Annotated in this window: 13 protein-coding genes; 9 read left to right on the forward strand and 4 right to left on the reverse strand. The window is 57.9% G+C overall.

What is annotated here, in order from left to right; translation table 11 throughout:
* Positions 1-7: 7 nt before the first annotated feature.
* From AC0V6N_RS12855 to AC0V6N_RS12870, 4 genes are all read right to left on the reverse strand, one after another.
* Entirely contained in the window at positions 8-1,189 is a 1,182-nt protein-coding gene (locus AC0V6N_RS12855) for an acetyl-CoA C-acyltransferase (RefSeq protein WP_486171941.1), read from the reverse strand.
* A gap of 66 nt (positions 1,190-1,255) precedes the next feature.
* Positions 1,256-1,705 carry a MaoC family dehydratase gene (locus AC0V6N_RS12860; RefSeq protein ID WP_486171942.1) on the reverse strand — a complete coding sequence of 150 codons (450 nt, stop codon included), beginning with the start codon at positions 1,703-1,705 and terminating at the stop codon, positions 1,256-1,258.
* Positions 1,706-1,861: 156 nt separating this feature from the next.
* Positions 1,862-3,292: a DUF5935 domain-containing protein gene (locus AC0V6N_RS12865; RefSeq protein ID WP_486171943.1), complete on the reverse strand. Its 1,431-nt coding sequence runs from the start codon at positions 3,290-3,292 to the stop codon at positions 1,862-1,864.
* Positions 3,292-3,495, reverse strand: coding sequence for a hypothetical protein (locus AC0V6N_RS12870; protein ID WP_486171944.1), 204 nt, complete (start codon positions 3,493-3,495; stop codon positions 3,292-3,294). The genes AC0V6N_RS12865 and AC0V6N_RS12870 overlap by 1 nt, the downstream gene beginning before the upstream one ends.
* Before the next feature lie 69 nt (positions 3,496-3,564).
* On the opposite strand from AC0V6N_RS12870, the gene AC0V6N_RS12875 reads away from it, so the two are divergent.
* The 9 genes from AC0V6N_RS12875 to AC0V6N_RS12915 all read left to right on the forward strand — a co-directional run bounded on the left by AC0V6N_RS12875 (position 3,565) and on the right by AC0V6N_RS12915 (position 17,186).
* Positions 3,565-4,830: a TIGR04063 family PEP-CTERM/XrtA system glycosyltransferase gene (locus tag AC0V6N_RS12875; RefSeq protein WP_486171945.1), complete on the forward strand. Its 1,266-nt coding sequence runs from the start codon at positions 3,565-3,567 to the stop codon at positions 4,828-4,830.
* A gap of 57 nt (positions 4,831-4,887) precedes the next feature.
* Entirely contained in the window at positions 4,888-6,117 is a 1,230-nt protein-coding gene (locus AC0V6N_RS12880; protein WP_486171946.1) for a hypothetical protein, read from the forward strand.
* A gap of 258 nt (positions 6,118-6,375) precedes the next feature.
* Complete coding sequence (gene gltB, locus AC0V6N_RS12885; protein ID WP_486171947.1) at positions 6,376-11,028, forward strand: glutamate synthase large subunit; 4,653 nt, start codon at positions 6,376-6,378, stop codon at positions 11,026-11,028.
* A gap of 11 nt (positions 11,029-11,039) precedes the next feature.
* The gene (locus AC0V6N_RS12890) at positions 11,040-12,476 is read left to right on the forward strand and encodes a glutamate synthase subunit beta (protein WP_486171948.1); all 1,437 of its coding nucleotides are present in this window, start codon (positions 11,040-11,042) and stop codon (positions 12,474-12,476) included.
* Positions 12,477-12,685: 209 nt separating this feature from the next.
* A complete protein-coding gene (locus AC0V6N_RS12895) occupies positions 12,686-14,098 on the forward strand; it encodes a carbohydrate porin (RefSeq protein WP_486171949.1) in 1,413 nt (470 codons plus the stop codon).
* Positions 14,098-14,811 (forward strand): hypothetical protein, encoded by a 714-nt coding sequence (locus AC0V6N_RS12900; RefSeq protein ID WP_486171950.1) that lies wholly within the window; start codon positions 14,098-14,100, stop codon positions 14,809-14,811. Before AC0V6N_RS12895 ends, AC0V6N_RS12900 begins: the two co-directional genes overlap by 1 nt.
* Before the next feature lie 100 nt (positions 14,812-14,911).
* The gene (locus AC0V6N_RS12905) at positions 14,912-15,364 is read left to right on the forward strand and encodes an ATP-dependent zinc protease family protein (protein WP_486171951.1); all 453 of its coding nucleotides are present in this window, start codon (positions 14,912-14,914) and stop codon (positions 15,362-15,364) included.
* Entirely contained in the window at positions 15,361-16,266 is a 906-nt protein-coding gene (rimK, locus tag AC0V6N_RS12910; protein WP_486171952.1) for a 30S ribosomal protein S6--L-glutamate ligase, read from the forward strand. Before AC0V6N_RS12905 ends, rimK begins: the two co-directional genes overlap by 4 nt.
* A 50-nt stretch (positions 16,267-16,316) precedes the next feature.
* A complete protein-coding gene (locus tag AC0V6N_RS12915) occupies positions 16,317-17,186 on the forward strand; it encodes a ThuA domain-containing protein (protein WP_486171953.1) in 870 nt (289 codons plus the stop codon).

A 17,186-nucleotide genomic window follows, 5' to 3' on the forward strand; every position in this document is an offset into this window, starting at 1 on the left:
CCTTTGATCAGAAGACTTCAAACAGTCCCGCTGCGCCCATGCCGCCGCCGACGCACATGGTCACGACGACATATTTCGCGCCGCGGCGCTTGCCCTCGATCAGCGCGTGGCCGGTGCAGCGCGCGCCGGTCATGCCGTATGGGTGTCCGATCGAGATCGAGCCGCCATTGACGTTGAGAATGTCGTTATCGATGCCCAGCTTGTCGCGGCAGTAGAGAACTTGGACAGCGAAGGCTTCGTTCAGTTCCCAAAGGCCAATATCGTCCATTTTGAGACCGGTTTGCTTGAGCAGCTTTGGAATAGCGAAGACGGGACCGATGCCCATTTCGTCAGGCTCTGTGCCCGCAACCGCCATGCCGACATAACGGCCAAGAGGCTCAAGGCCTTTTTGCTCAGCGAGCTTGGCTTCCATCAGAACCGATGCCGATGAACCATCGGAAAGCTGCGATGCGTTACCCGCAGTGATGACTTTGCCCGGACCCATCACTGGCTGGAGGCCTTGGAGACCTTCGATCGTGGTTGAAGGGCGATTGCCTTCATCCTTGGTCAAAGTGTGCTCGACCTGACTGACTTCGCCGGTTTCTTTGTCCTTGACCATCATGGTGGTGGTGCAAGGGACGATTTCAGCGTCGAAATGGCCAGCTTCTTGACCAGCAGCGGTGCGCATTTGCGATTTCAGAGCGTATTCGTCCTGCGCCTCGCGGCTGATGCCATAGCGCGCAGCCACAGTCTCTGCGGTGCCGAGCATAGGCATGTACACATCCTTGTGCATCTCAATCAGAGAGCGGTCAGGCGCAACGCGCATTTCAGGGGTCTGGACCATCGAAATTGAGTCCTGACCGCCACCAACGACGATATCCATATTGTCGACGATGATTTGCTTAGCAGCTGTGCTGATCGCCATCAGACCTGACGAGCACTGACGGTCGATGGTTTGAGCGGCTACTGAAACAGGAGCCCCGCCACGAAGCGCCACTTGGCGACCAATGTTACCAGCCTGCGTGCCTTGCGTAAGAACAGCTCCCCAAACCACATCGTCGACTTCGCCGCCTTCGATGCCAGCGCGTTCAACAGCGGCAGCGTAAGAGAATGAACCGAGCGTTGCGCCCGGAGTGGCGTTGAAGCCGCCTTTATAAGCGCGCCCAATCGGCGTGCGAGCGGTGGAGACGATGACTGCGTCACGTGACATGATGAGGGTGTCCTTTGATTAAGGTGATACGATTTTGCCCCGGGGAGGGGAAGAAATGGGGTCAGATCAGACGAAAAGCATCGTGATCCATTCGCAGATCAGGGCAGGCTTTTCTTCGCCTTCGATCTCGATGGTGATTTCACAGGTTTGTTGCCATTGACCTGGGCGCTTCTCATTCATTTCGAGCAGCTTCCAGTGGCCACGAATGCGCTTTCCAACGCGTACTGGCGCGATGAAGCGGGTTTTGTTGCCGCCATAATTGACGCCCATTTTGACGCCGTCGATCTTGGGTGTGTCGCTGTTCGCGCCAAGATAGGGCAGCATTGAGAGGGTCATGTAGCCATGCACGATGGTGCCGCCGAACGGGGTCAGCTTGGCTTTTTCTTCATCGATGTGAATGAACTGATGGTCGCCTGTCGCATCCGCGAACATGTTGACCTTTTCTTGAGTCATTTCGACCCATTCGCTGGTGCCGATATTCTCGCCGACTTTGGCTGCTAGATCCTGCGGGGACATGTGCTTGGCTCCTCTGCCATGGGCGCGCTCCTTTCGCGAGCGCGGCCAGTTTACGTTTACGTTAACTAGGCTCACCATGGCAGGCAGGTGCGCCAAACGCAACGAGAATCATGGGCGCATCTTGGCAGAGGATGCAAGTGCCCGGATCGGCTACGGCTATGCCGTTACGGCACCGCCACCTTCATCGGTTGTAGAGCCAGTTTTCGCAGCGCGCGCAGCACGAGCACGGCGGCGTTTTTCTGAGGGAGAAAGCGTTTTCTCAAGGTCGAACTGCACCTTCGCTGATTCGAGCCGGGTGACGTAGGAATAAAGCCCAATTTGCAGCCCCACGATCATCAGCATGACCGGCTGATAGCCAATCCCCTGGAACGTCGCCCCTACCAGATAGATCAGGCTCGCCATTTGCAGTGCGGCGGCAAGCGGTGAGATCCAGCCTTCGGTCTCGTCCTCCTTTCCCTTCCATTTGCGATAGGTTTTCTCCATCTGCCACACGCCTAGGCCATGCAGCAGCAACCAGATCGCAAGGCCGGGATAGCCTTGTTCACCAAGCAGCTCAAAGATTGAGGAATGGAACGCGCGACCTTCATCCGTCACTTCGCGGTACTGGATGGTGACGGTGTTGTCCGTCTCCTCCTTCACCGGCATCGTGTAAGTGAAGCTGTTCGCCTTGTAGCTGTCAAAACCACCGCCAAACGGTCTGGCCGCAACATAGTCGAGCGTCCACCCCCACACGGCAAGCCGGGTTGAAGCGCTTTCATCGCCGCCCACTTCGCCCAAGGTCGCCATCCGCTCATAATAAGAGGGCGGCAGGAATGGCAGCGCGGTCAATCCCATCACTCCCGCCGCCGTGATAAACAGCAGCCGTTTCTTGGTATAGCGCAGCAGTAGAACGCCCAGCGCGGCGATGCACAGCAGGCCTGTGCGCGCCTCAGTCCCCACAGGGATCAGCAGGCTCGCGAAGATCAAACCGACCACAAACAGGGTCACGAATTTGTTGGGGCGAAAAATCGTACCAAACTTAGTGAACCAAACTGCCAGCGGGATCAGCGCGATCGCGACCGTGGCCAATGTCGAGCTTTCATAAATGCCGCTATTGTCCTGCACGAAGAACTTAAGGTTGCCATAGCCCCCGCCGCCCAGAACGATTTTCATGCCCGTGCCGATCACGATTGTCGCCACCGACATGGTCAGCGTGAAGGCAAGCGCTTCGATCCGGGCGCGGGTGGTAATGGTGAGCGGAAGGAAGATCGCAAAGAGCAGCGCTTTCCAAACCCAATCCCACTTCATCGCTGCGCTTTCAGGGAACTCAGCGCCTTGCAAAGTCCAAAAGCAATAGATCAGCAGCGCCAGCATCAGCCCTTGCCGCAGAGTGAAACGCGAACCTTCCTTGCGGTCAAAGATCAGCCAGCCACCAAAGGCCGCAGCAAAGGCGATCAGTGAGACCGATATATCCTGAATGATCGAATAGCCGATCCGCTGGGGCGCGATAATGTCGATATACACATAGAGCAGCACCCATAGGAACGGACGCCTGAGGCCAAGCAGCAGGACATATCCGATGAAAGCTAGGAAGACGAGATCGAGCATCAGCCGGGATCTTGCTCATGGTTGGCGTGTTTGCGCCGGGCAGCGTTGCGGCCCGAAACACGCGCTGCCTCGCGCTCTTCATCGGCTTTGTCGACATAGGATTGGATACGCGGATCCACATCCAGATCCGCGCGCATGACCAGCCGCAAAAGGGCAATCGCAATCAGGCCATGCCCTAGCGCCAAAGAGATGTAGTCGATCATCGCAAGGCTGCGCTTACAGCAACGCGGTTGACGGCCCGTTAAGCAAAATGGGTTTAAGTGCCGCTCACGATGACGCGCATTCTCCACGTTCTTGACCATTCGCTGCCGCTGCATAGCGGCTACACCTTTCGCACTCGCGCCATTTTGAAAGCGCAGGAGGCGGCAGGATTGGAAGTGCGCGGGGTTACTTCACAGCGCCACAATCTGGAGGCGGACTGGGAAGAGAACACGGAAGAGCACGACGGCCTCACCTTTCACCGCACCAACGGCAAACCGTCGGGGCCTGTATTGGTAAGCGAGCTTAAGGAAATGGGCGCGCTGTCCGCTTCAATCCAAAGGCTCGCGCGGGATTGGCGACCCGATATCATTCACGCACATTCGCCTGCCCTAAACGGCGGCGCGGCGTGGCGCGCTTCGCAAGCTTTGGGAGTGCCGCTGGTCTATGAAATCCGCGCCTTTTGGGAGGATGCCGCTGTTGGCAACCACACCGGGACCGAAGGCTCTGCCAAATACAAACTCACCCGCAGCCTTGAAACGCAGGTCGCGGGCCGGGCGGATGCCGTCTTTACGATTTGCGACGGCCTGCGCGATGATTTGATTGCGCGCGGCATTCCTGGTGGCAAGATCGGAGTGATGCCCAATGGTGTGGACCTCACCTTGTTTGGGGATCCACCTCCGCGTGATGACGAATTGGCAAGTGGATTGGGGCTTGCCGCAGGTGCTCCCGTAATCGGTTATATTGGCAGCTTTTACGACTATGAGGGCGTCGACGATCTGATTGCCGCCATGCCAATGCTGCGCGAACGCCACCCTGATGCAAAGCTGCTTTTGGTCGGCGCAGGCGAGATGGACGAGGCATGGCGCGCTGCGGTCGCCAATCTGCCTGAACCTGACGCGGTGATCTTCACGGGCCGCGTGCCCCATGATCAGGTTGAGCGGTATTATTCGCTGATTGACGTGCTCGCCTATCCTCGAAAGCACTCGCGTCTCACTGATCTGGTTACGCCGCTGAAACCGCTCGAAGCAATGGCGCAGCGCCGCATTGTTGCCGCCTCCAACGTAGGCGGCCACCGCGAGCTGATCACCCATGGCGAGACCGGATTTCTCTTCCCACCAGACGATCCCGCCGCCTGCGCGGCCGCCTTGGCCGATATGCTCGATGCACGCGATGGCTGGGACGCGGTTCGTGCGCGCGGCCTCGACCATGTTCGCACCCGGCATGACTGGCATATCAATGCCCGACGTTATCTAGACGTTTACCATCTCTTGCTAGCGAACTTTAATCGCGATGGTGGGCACACGCCTGTCAGCCGCGAACAGGGATTACGAGCTTAGGTGCAATCGACCGGCCCTTCGCTCAATTTACGTCGGCAAAGGGCACCAAGGGGCACCATGCGTTTAAGCCAGTTTATAGAGCGGGAACCGCAAAAGCGGAGCAAGCCCAAAAAGAAGGCCAAGGCGTCTGCGGCATCCATTGTCGCGCACAAATCCTTTGTGCCGCTTTTGACCGCTTGGGGCGCCGCTTTGCTCGGTGGGTCCGTCATGGTCCTGCCCGGCAGTGCGATTGTGCGCATTTCCATGCTAACAGGTGTGGGATCGATGGGCGGCTTTGCCCAAATCGCCTTTGCCGTGATCGCCGCCATTTTAGGCGGGCTAACCGCCTTTTTCTTCGCTTCGGCCTTTCGCAACCGCAAGCTTAAAAGCGCCCCTGAGGATGCGGTTGCTTCCGCTTTGGTTTCGCGCCGTGGTCAGATGATCAATCCGGCGGTCGATCTGGGCAGCGAAAGCCTGGACGCGCCGCTTGAGCAAATTCCGTTTAGTCCCAAAGAAGAGGACGAGTACGACGATTTGCCTCAGAGCCTTTTCGAAGACGAGAATGGTGAAGAATCTGCAGAATCAGGCCCACCAACACACCAACCAACTCTGGGCGAACTGGCTGAGCGCAATTATGAGCTTGAGGCTCCAGCTGAGCCCGATGCTGAAACCAATAAAGATGACGAGCCCGGCTTCACTCGGCGCCATTTCAAAGCCGCGCTGATCGAAAGCTGCGAAGGCGCAACATGCGAGGCGGCGTCAGCGGATGATCTTTTGCGCAAAAAGCCAGCACGCCCAGCAGAAGTCAGCACCGAAGACGCTGACGCGAAGCCGCGCGCGCTGGATCTCGGTGAATTTGCTGAATTGCCCGGCCGCAATGCTGTTTGGGTCGAAGACTTACAAGAAGAAACAGACCAAGCCGCAGATGCATCTGAAACTGAAGCGGAACCAGAGCAGGAAGACGCGCCCAAAGCCGTACCCGTTCCCTTGCCTGCGCAAAGCGCGCTCGAAAAGCTGCGCCAGCGACCGCCTGAGGAATTGAGCCTCGTCGAGATGGTTGAGCGTTTTGCAGGCGCATTGCACGAACGCCAGGAAGCCGAACGCACAGACATTTCAAAGGCCCATCCTGCACGCGACCCCGCGCTGGCCGAAGCGCTCAAAGCCCTGTCCCTCTTTACAGAGCGCGGGTTTGACCAAGCAGACAGCGAAAATGCGCCAGCAGACCATGCAGCTGACGACTTGAGCCGGACAGAGCGTGATTTGCGCGCCGCTTTGAGCAAGCTACAAAACTTGCGCGGCGCCGCATAAAAAATGCGCATTATGCGTATTTTTGCAATCTGACCTGCACTTGATCGCAATTGACGCAATCAAACTAAAGCGCAGATTGTCCTGAGTGTAATAATAATTCAGCCTTCGCGGTTGCAATATCGAGAATCCATCGGCAAAAGGCGCGTGAACGCGGCGCGGTCCGGATGATGCATCCGGTGCGCTCGACACACACGCCTTCGCGCATGAGCCGCCCGGCTGGCCTCATATGCATGGCATCTGACAGAACGGACCTTTGCCATGGGATACCCAGATTCCCAGGGTCTTTACGACCCGTCGAACGAACATGACGCCTGCGGGGTGGGCATGGTTGCGCATATCAAAGGTGCGCGCAGCCATTCCATTGTCGAACAAAGCCTCGAAATTCTCGAAAAGCTCGACCACCGCGGCGCTGTGGGCGCTGATCCGCTTCTGGGCGATGGCGCTGGTTTGCTTATGCAAATCCCACACGCTCTGATCGCGCGCTGGGCGGCAGATCATGGCCACGATCTTCCTGCAGAAGGCCACTATGCGGTCGCCATGTGCTTTATGCCGCAGGACGAGGCTGCGCGCGCATTCGTGGCAGAGCGGTTTGAAACTTTCTCTGCCAAAGAGGGCCAGCGCCTGATCGGATGGCGCGATGTGCCGGTGACGATAGAGGGGCTTGGCAAAGCCGTTATCGATTCGATGCCAGTGATCCAGATGGCGATCATCGCGCGCGGCGAAAACTGCGCCGATCAAGACGCGTTTGAGCGTAAATTGCTGGTGATCCGCAAGCAGGTGCAAAACCCGCTCGCAAAACTGGCTGAAAAGCACGATCTGCCGGGTCTCGTGGACCTATATTTGCCGAGCTTTTCCAGCCGCACCATCGTGTATAAAGGCCTGTTGCTAGCAACGCAGGTGCAGACTTTCTATGACGATCTGCGCGATCCTGAATGCGTCAGCGCGTTCGGACTTGTGCACCAACGCTTCTCAACCAACACCTTCCCCAGCTGGCGGCTGGCTCATCCGTTCCGCTTCATGGCGCACAACGGAGAGATCAACACGGTTCGCGGCAATGTGAACTGGATGAACGCTCGCCGTCGCACGATGGAATCGGAGCTGCTGGGTGTTGATTTGGACAAGATGTGGCCGATCATCCCGCATGGCCAGTCGGACACGGCGTGCTTGGACAATGCGCTCGAATTGCTGCTGGCGGGTGGATACAGCCTTGCCCATGCAATGATGATGCTGATCCCTGAGGCCTGGGGGCAAAATGACCTCATGGACCCCAAATTGCGCGCGTTTTACGAGTACCACGCAGCTCTTATGGAGCCATGGGATGGCCCGGCGGGCGTATGCTTTACCGATGGCCGCCAAATCGGCGCGACATTGGACCGCAATGGCCTACGCCCGGCGCGTTTCTGCGTGACCAAGGATGATATCGTCTGCCTCGCTTCTGAAAGCGGCGTGCTGCCTTTTGCCGAAGAAGACATTGTGCGCAAATGGCGCCTACAACCCGGCAAAATGCTGCTGATCGACCTCGAACAAGGCCGGATCATTGAAGATGAAGAGCTCAAAACTGAGCTCGCCAATGCGGAGCCTTATGCCGAGTGGCTGGATAAAGCGCAGTTCAAGCTTGAAGACATCAGCGAGATTGAGCCCGAGCTTTCTGAAGTGGCCGAGCATCCGACCACCCTGCTCCAGCGCCAGCAAGCGTTTGGCTACACGCAGGAGGATATCAACCGGTTCTTGGAGCCAATGGCGGTCAAGGGCGACGATCCGATTGGCTCCATGGGCACCGACACGCCAATTGCTGTGCTGTCAGACAAATCACGCCTGCTCTACGACTATTTCAAGCAGAACTTCGCGCAGGTGACGAACCCGCCAATTGACCCGATCCGTGAAGAGCTGGTGATGAGCCTCCTCTCCATGATCGGTCCGCGGCCGAACCTATTGGGCCATGACGCGGGAACGCATAAGCGGCTTGAGGTGGAGCAGCCGATCCTCACCAATGAAGATTTGGCGAAAATCCGTTCGGTCGAAGCGGTTTTGGATGGCGCTTTCCGTTGCTCGACCATCGACATCACCTTTGACGCGGAGAAAGGCGTTGAAGGGATCGAACTGGCGCTGAGGGAAATGTGCTGGGCTGCGACCGAGGCAGTTTTGCAAGATCAGAACATCCTCGTCCTGTCAGACCGGGCGCAAGATGCAGGCCGCGTCCCTATGCCCGCTTTGCTCGCAACGGCAGCGGTGCATCACCACTTGGTACGCCAAGGTTTGCGGATGCAAACCGGCCTCGTCATCGAAACCGGCGAAGCGCGCGAAGTGCACCATTTCTGCGTGCTCGCAGGATATGGCGCGGAAGCGATCAACCCCTACGTCGCTTTCGAAACGCTCGAAGATATTCGTGCGCGCAAGCATTCGGAACTGAGCGCCGAAGAGGTCCAACAAAACTACATCAAGGGCGTTGGCAAAGGCATTCGCAAGGTCATGTCCAAAATGGGCATCTCGACCTACCAGAGCTATTGCGGCGCGCAGATTTTCGACGCAGTTGGGCTCAGCTCAGACTTTGTTGAGAAGTACTTCACCGGCACCGCGACCACCATCGAAGGGGTCGGGCTGGACGAGGTCGCCGAAGAAACCGTGCGCCGCCATGCGCAGGCCTATGGCGACAATCCTTTGTATAAAGGCATGCTCGATGTTGGCGGTATCTACCAATATCGCCTTCGCGGTGAAGAGCACGCTTGGACGCCCGAAAACGTCGCGCAATTGCAGCACGCTGTGCGCGGCAATGATGGTAAGGGCGACCACAAGAATTACGAGGACTTTGCGCGCAGCGTGAACGAGCAGAGCGAACGGTTGCTCACCATTCGCGGGCTGATGGAACTCAAGAAAGCTGACACCCCCATTCCGTTGGACGAGGTTGAACCGGCAAGCGAGATCGTCAAACGGTTCAGCACAGGCGCGATGAGCTTTGGCTCGATCAGCCACGAAGCGCACTCAACCCTCGCCATCGCGATGAACCGCATTGGCGGGCGCTCAAACACGGGCGAAGGCGGCGAGGAACCTTTCCGTTTCTCACCCATGGAAAACGGCGACACGATGCGCAGCCGGATCAAGCAGGTTGCATCGGGCCGGTTCGGTGTAACGACCGAATATCTCGTCAATTCCGACGATATCCAGATCAAGATGGCCCAAGGCGCAAAGCCGGGTGAAGGCGGTCAGCTGCCGGGTCATAAGGTCGATAAGCGCATCGGCGCGGTGCGGCACTCAACGCCGGGCGTAGGGCTCATTTCGCCGCCACCGCACCATGATATCTACTCTATCGAAGATCTCGCGCAGCTGATTCACGACCTTAAAAACGTGAACACCGATGCGCGTATTTCGGTGAAGCTTGTGTCCGAAGTGGGCGTAGGCACGGTCGCTGCTGGCGTGTCAAAGTGTAAGGCCGATCACCTTACGATTTCAGGCTACGATGGCGGGACCGGAGCGTCTCCGCTTACATCGCTCACACACGCTGGCTCGCCATGGGAAATCGGCCTTGCTGAAACGCAACAGACGCTACTGCTCAACGATCTGCGCTCGCGCATTGCGGTGCAGGTTGATGGCGGGCTTCGCACGGGCCGCGATGTCGCGATTGGCGCATTGCTGGGCGCGGATGAATTCGGCTTTGCCACAGCTCCACTGATCGCGGCGGGCTGCATCATGATGCGCAAGTGTCACCTAAACACATGCCCCGTCGGAGTCGCCACGCAAGACCCAGTTCTGCGCAAGCGCTTTGTCGGCACGCCCGAGCATGTGGTGAACTACATGTTCTTTGTCGCCGAGGAACTGCGCGGGATCATGTCCGAAATGGGCTTCCGCACGGTCGAGGAAATGGTTGGCCGGGTCGACCGTCTCGACATGACCCGTATGCACCGTCACTGGAAAGCGCGCGGGATCAACCTCGATCGCCTGTTGCACAAAGTGCCGCTGGTCGAAGGCGCACCGCTCAACCATGTGGGCGAGCAGGATCACGGCCTTGGCGCAGCGCTCGACAATGCATTGATCGCAGACGCAAAGGAAGCGATTACGGCCAAGACCCCGGTCGAACTGAATTACGACATCCGCAATGTGAACCGCACGGTTGGCGCGATGCTCTCTGGCGAAGTTGCCAAGGCGCATGGTCACGAAGGGCTGCCGGTCGACACAATTCGCGTAAACCTCACCGGCGTTGCTGGCCAAAGCTTTGGCGCATGGCTCGCCCACGGCGTGACGATGGATTTGGTTGGCGATGCTAACGACTATGTCGGCAAGGGCATGAGTGGTGGCCGCATCATTGTGCGTCCACCAGCTGACAATGCCCGCGCCTCCAACGCCAACATCATTGTCGGTAACACCGTTCTCTATGGCGCGATTGCGGGTGAGGCCTATTTCTCGGGCGTCGCAGGCGAGCGTTTCGCGGTTCGCAATTCCGGCGCAATTGCCGTGGTCGAAGGCGCAGGTGATCACGCTTGCGAATATATGACTGGCGGCGTGGTCGTGGTGCTGGGTGGCACAGGCCGCAACTTTGCAGCGGGCATGAGCGGCGGCGTGGCCTACGTCTATGATCCAGAGGGCAATTTCAGCCAGCTGGTGAACCACGCACAGGTTGATCTGTTGCCGGTCTCACCCGAAGCAGACAATGATGAAGGCACGGGCCGCCCACAGCAGCGCCCGATCTCTGTAGGCAATATGGGCATGGGCGACATGCTGCGCCACGACGCGGAACGCCTGCGTATCTTGGTTGAGCGTCACCAGCTCCACACGGGCAGCACCGTTGCAAGCGATCTGCTGGGCGACTGGGACAACGCCTTGAACAGATTCGTAAAAGTGATGCCGCGCGACTTCAAACGCGCATTGGAAGCAATGGAAGCTGAGCGCGAAGAAGCCGCATCAGTGGCGGCGGAATAAGGTTTAAGACGATGGGTAAAGACACCGGATTTCTCGAACTCGATCGGCGTGAGCGGGATTATCTCGATCCCAAGGAACGGCTCGACAATTACCGCGAGTTTGTGGTGCAGCCGTCTGATGAGACGTTAGCTTCACAGGCCTCGCGTTGCATGGATTGCGGCATTCCGTACTGCCACAATGGTTGCCCGGTGAACAACATGATCCCGGACTGGAATCACCTCGTTTACGAGCAGGATTGGCGCAACGCTTTGGACGTGCTGCACTCCACCAATAACTTCCCGGAATTCACCGGTCGCATCTGCCCTGCCCCATGCGAGGCAAGCTGCACGCTCAACATTGTCGACCAGCCGGTCACGATCAAATCAATCGAATGCGCGATTGTTGATCGCGGGTGGAAAGAGGGCTGGATTGAGCCGCAGGTGCCAGAGAAAAAGACCGGCAAATCGGTTGCCGTGGTCGGCTCTGGCCCCGCTGGCATGGCCTGCGCGCAGCAATTGGCGCGGGCTGGACACTCAGTGACCCTGTTTGAAAAGTCAGACCGGATCGGCGGATTGCTGCGTTACGGCATTCCAGACTTCAAAATGGAAAAGCACTTGATCAATCGGCGCTGCGTCCAAATGGAAGCCGAAGGCGTGACGCTGAAAACGAGCAAGGAAGTCGGGGTCGATGTCTCCTTCCAGAGCTTGAAGGAAAACTTCGACGCGGTCGTGCTGTCAGGTGGCGCAGAAGATGCACGTCAGCTCGCCATTCCTGGTGCAGAAATGTCGGGCGTGCGGCTCGCAATGGAATTCCTTACTCAGCAGAACAAGCGGAATGCCGGCGATGAAGAAGAGCGTGCGGCTCCGCGTGGCACTCTCAAAGCCACCGGCAAGCATGTCGTCGTGATCGGCGGCGGCGACACTGGCTCTGACTGCGTTGGTACGTCCAACCGTCAGGGCGCGGCGTCTGTCACGCAGCTCGAAATCATGCCCAAGCCTCCTGAGAAAGAGGACAAGAACCTCACCTGGCCCGATTGGCCGCTCAAGCTTCGCACCTCGTCCAGCCATGAAGAAGGCGTGGAGCGCGATTGGGCTGTCCTTACCAAGCGCGTGGTCGGCGATGGCGAAACCATTACCGGTCTTGAGTGCGCGCGCGTTGAATGGGTGGATGGCCAGATGCGCGAGATTGTTGGCAGTGAGTTCACTCTCAAAGCGGATCTGATCCTGCTCGCCATGGGCTTTGTCGGGCCGAAGAAAGCGGGCTTGCTTGAGCAAGCTGGCGTTGAGCTGACCGATCGCGGGAATGTGAGCGCTGATACCGATCATTATGCGACCAGCGCGGACAATGTCTTTGCATGCGGTGACATGCGCCGGGGACAAAGTCTGGTAGTCTGGGCCATCCGTGAAGGACGTCAATGCGCGCGCGCCGTCGACGAAGCCTTAATGGGTGTCTCCGAATTGCCACGCTAATAGCGCAAGCAAATATCCGTATTCGCACAAGTTTTGCTGCGCGTTTACATGGTCTTAACTCTATCCTCTCTAGTCCACAACTTATCGCATTTCTGAAATACACCGCCTCATCGCCAACTTGACCCAATGCCTCGCAGATGGTTCAAGTTGTATCCGGGAAAAAGAGCGGCGCAGAACAAATGACCGCTGTACTTGAGAGGGATGGGTCCGTGACGAATTTTGTGAGGCCGAGCCTGCGTGCTCTGGCCATTTTAGGCGGCGCTACCGCGCTCATCTCTACCCCTGCTGCGGCAGAAAATGGCGGCGAGTTTGCGCTGTCGGCTGAGACCTTTGAGCTTGCCGCAAGTGGCGCTGTGCCGCTGCAAAACAATGGTGCTGAGCGTATCCAGATCGGTCCGCATGAGCGTGTGTCAGCACCAGCATTAAGCCCGGTTGCAACACCGACCGTGGGCCCGCAAGACCAATCACAGTCGGCAGGCGAAGCTCCGCCAGCCACACCTACCCCTCAGGCACCACCGCCTCCACCGGACGTCGATCTGCGCGTCGTCGCATCACAATTCGTTGATGTGCCAATCGCAGGCGACGCGCGCAGCCTCGCGCGCTATTCAGGCCGGGTCGATGGCTATCTCGAAGTGCGCGGCAGCTATTATGGCGGGCCTAGCAACCTGACGATCAAGCTTCGCCCCGAATACACTTGGGGCAAAACGTCCAATGGTGAAATCGGCCTGATCCCGGGCAACACCGCGCTCTTCCGTCCCGAGGGCGCGGGCGATTTCGACCTGTCTGCCAGCCTCCATTATCAATGGGCGAACGGCACCAGCCTTGAGATCGGCAAGATGAACGTGCTCGACACTTCAGGCGCGCTGCCAATCGTGGCGAGTGACGGGCATTTCGGATTCCAGAACCTTGGCCTTGCTCTGCCACCCACCGCTGTTGTTCCCAACACGCTGACAGGCGCGATGCTGACCGTGCCCAAGGGCAAGATGATCTACCGCGCATGGGTCTATGATCCAGACAGCCAGTATCAGCGTACCGGATTCGAAACCGCATTTGAAAGCGGCGTCGGCTTTATGCTCGCTGCTGCACGCCGCACCACGGTCAACCGTCTGCCCGGCATTGTGAACCTCGCCATCGTGGGGTCGACACGCGACAGTTTCGCCGTCGACATTCTACCACGCGCGCTCACCCCGCCGCCGCAACCCTTTGGCACTTTCGGCAATGAAAGCGGCGAGCTGGCAATGCAGCTTTCCTACTATCAGTTCATCAAGATGTACCCTGAGGCACGGGGCAAGGGCTGGGGCATCCTCGCGCGCTTCCAAGCCTCCATGGGCGATCCGACTTTCCTCGATTATTCCGGCTATTTCGGCATTTCAGGCAATCCCCGCTTCCGCCCACAGGATCGCTTTGGCCTCGCTTACTTCCAATACTCGCTGACCGATGAACTGGTCGATGACATTGCTTTCCGCCTCGGCATTGAAGACGAGCAGGGTGTGGAGGCGTTCTACACCTATGAAATCACCAAAGGCATTGGCCTCACCGCCAATGTGCAGGTCGTCGACAGCGCCATCGCATTCCGGGACACCGGGGTAACAGCAGGTTTGCGTATAACTGCGGATTTTTGATGATGCGCAAAGCTGCCTCAGCTCTGATCGCACTTGCCGCTTGCCTTGCCGCGCCGGCGATTGCGCATCCGCATGAGGCTGAAGAGGAAGCGGCCGCACCCGAAGCCGCGCCTGCACCATCCGACTTCGTTGGCCGCTATGATGGCGGTCAGATGGAAATGGCGATGGGGATGATCATCCGGGAGGATGGCACTTTTCAGTGGGGCCTATCCGTCGGCGCGCTCGACATGCGAGCAGCGGGCACATGGTCTGAAGAAGACGGCACCATCGTGTTCATCAGCAACCCCAAGCCCGTGCCGCCGAAGTTTGGCTGGTCTGGGCTGGAGCAAACACAAGATGGCCCGCTCTTGCGGATCGTCTGGGCCAGCAATGGTGAGCCATTCCAATACGGATCTGTCTCCGCAACATGCGCCAATGGAATTCAGGTTCGCAGCGCACAGGTTTATTCCAAAGGCTGGTCACCCCCTAGCGAATGCGACGCGGTTGAAAGCGTGCAGCTTTCTCAGGACATTTACGAAGTCCAATCCGAAACATTCCGCCTAAGCGACTTCAACGCAGGCGAAGGCGAGACAATCCGTTTCGAGTTTGAGCGCAACGACATGGGTGTTGCCAATTTCGATGGCATGATGGGGCAGTTGGTGGATGGCGTGCTGAGGCTGCAAGGCGGACGCTGGCCGATGGAGCTGCGTAAGCTGGAACCCCGCGGCAACTAAGCGATAGAACCGGAATCGCTTGGCAACGCGTTACGCTGGGACTATTTGATAGTTCTGGCGTCATCGCAGCGGTGACAGCCCCTTTGGTAGCCAAAATTCTATGAATAGCCTTGTTACTAGCGCAGTCGGATGGCGTGAGCTTGTCGCGCTGCCTGATCTTGGCCTGATCGATATACCGGCCAAGATCGATACAGGTGCACGCACCTCCTCGCTCCATGGTGAAGTGATTGAAGAGTTTGAACGCGAAGACGGCCGATATGTCCGTTTCGCGGTCGATTGGGGCGACTATCGGCGTGAATGCGAGGCAATTCATGTCGACATACGCGGCATCACCAGCTCCAATGGCGAAACCCAGCAACGCTATGTGATCAAGACGCCAATGAAGATCGGCGGGCTGCAATTCAAAGCGGAAATCAGCCTGGCTGACAGGTCCGATATGAAATTTCCGATACTGATCGGGCGTTCGGCCCTGCGGCGGCGGTTTCTGGTCGATAGTGGCAGTTCATGGCTGCAATCGAACAAGGCGAAAATCAAGAAGGATTACGACACATGAAAATCGCAATGCTTGCTCGCAATCCCAACCTGTATTCGCATGTGCGGATGAAGGAAGCGGCCGAAGAACGTGGCCACATCTTCGAAATCCTCAACACCACGCGGTGCAATGTGAACATCGCCAGCCATCGGCCTACACTTACCTATAATGGAGAGACGCTGTCAGACTATGATGCGGTGATCCCGCGCATTGGCGCCTCCATTACCAATTACGGGCTTGCCGTCCTGCGCCAGTTTGAAATGCAAGGGGTGTGGCCGCTCAATGAAAGCGTCGCCATTGGGCGCAGCCGCGACAAATTGCGGAGCATGCAAATCCTCTCCAAATACGGGATCGGCCTGCCGCTCACCGCCTATGCCAATGATCCAAAGGCGGCAGAGGAAATCATCAAAGCGGTCAAAGGCCCGCCAGTGGTTATCAAACTGCTCGAAGGAACACAGGGCATCGGGGTCGTGCTGGCTGAAACCATGTCGAGCGCGAAATCCGTGATTGAGGCGTTCCGCGGCGCGAACGTCAATATTCTGGTTCAGGAATTTATCGCAGAGGCAGGCGGGACCGATATTCGCGCGCTAGTCGTTGGCGGCAAAGTGGTCGCGGCGATGAAACGCAAAGGCGCGCCCGATGAATTCCGTTCGAACCTTCACCGCGGTGGCAGCGCCGAAGTCGTCAAAATAACCCCAGCAGAACGCTCAACAGCAGTAAGCGCGGCGCGCCGAATGGGATTGAATGTCTGCGGCGTAGATATGCTGCGATCCAATCACGGTCCGGTGATCATGGAGGTCAATTCTTCGCCAGGGATTGAGGGTATCGAGAAAGCAACCGGTCTCGATATTGCATCGACGATCATTGATTTCGTTGAACAGAACGCAAAAGCTGGCAGAACCAAGACCAAGGGCAAAGGCTGAGCCGCCGGCCACAACACTAAGGGCCCAACAATACCGGGAGTATCATCGTAATGCTGCGCAAACTTTCCGGCTTGATGCTTTGCAGCCTTTTCCTCCTGATACCCGCCGTTTCAGGACATGGGCAAACGGTGAGCGAGGCAGAAACTGCCTCACCCCCTGACCTCAACCCTTGGATGCAGCAGCCCGCCATTCTGGTGTTCTCCAAAACGCGCGGTTGGCGGCATAATGAGGGGATTGCGGGCGGTGATGCCTTCTTTGTCGAACTGGCGCGCAAACATGAATTTGGGATCTTCACCACGGTCGATCCCACCATCTTCAACCCGCGCGATCTGGCGAAGTTCGAAGTGGTTATCTTCAACAATATGACCGGTGACACGCTCAACGAAGCGCAGGAAACAGCCTTTCAAAGCTGGCTCGAGCAAGGCGGTGGTTGGATTGGTTTGCACAGCGCCGGTGACGCCTCGCAATCGAGCTGGGAATGGTATCAGGAGACGCTGATCGGTCCGCGCTTTATCGGGCACCCGGCTGACCCGCAATTTCAGGATGCGCGCCTCGAAGTGCTCAACCCGCAGCACCCCGTGACGCAAGGCTTGCCGCTTGAGTGGCTGCACAATGATGAATGGTACAGTTTTGATGGGCGCGCGCAGGACCACGGGATGACGGTGCTCGTTGGGCTTGATGAAAGCACATACCGCCCTCGCAACGATGTCTATGGCGATGTGTCAGATCTACGCATGGGCGAAGGCGCGCAAAACCACCCAATCGTCTGGAGCCGCTGCCCAGCCGAAGGCCGCGCGGTCTATTCAGCCATCGGCCATAGCGACCAAAGCTACACCGATCCGCACTACCGGCGCTTACTGGAAAACGCCTTTAACTGGGTTTCTGGAAAGACTGATCAGGACGGCGAAGGTTGCGGCTGA

It is taken from the genome of Erythrobacter sp. S57(2025), from assembly GCF_057365055.1.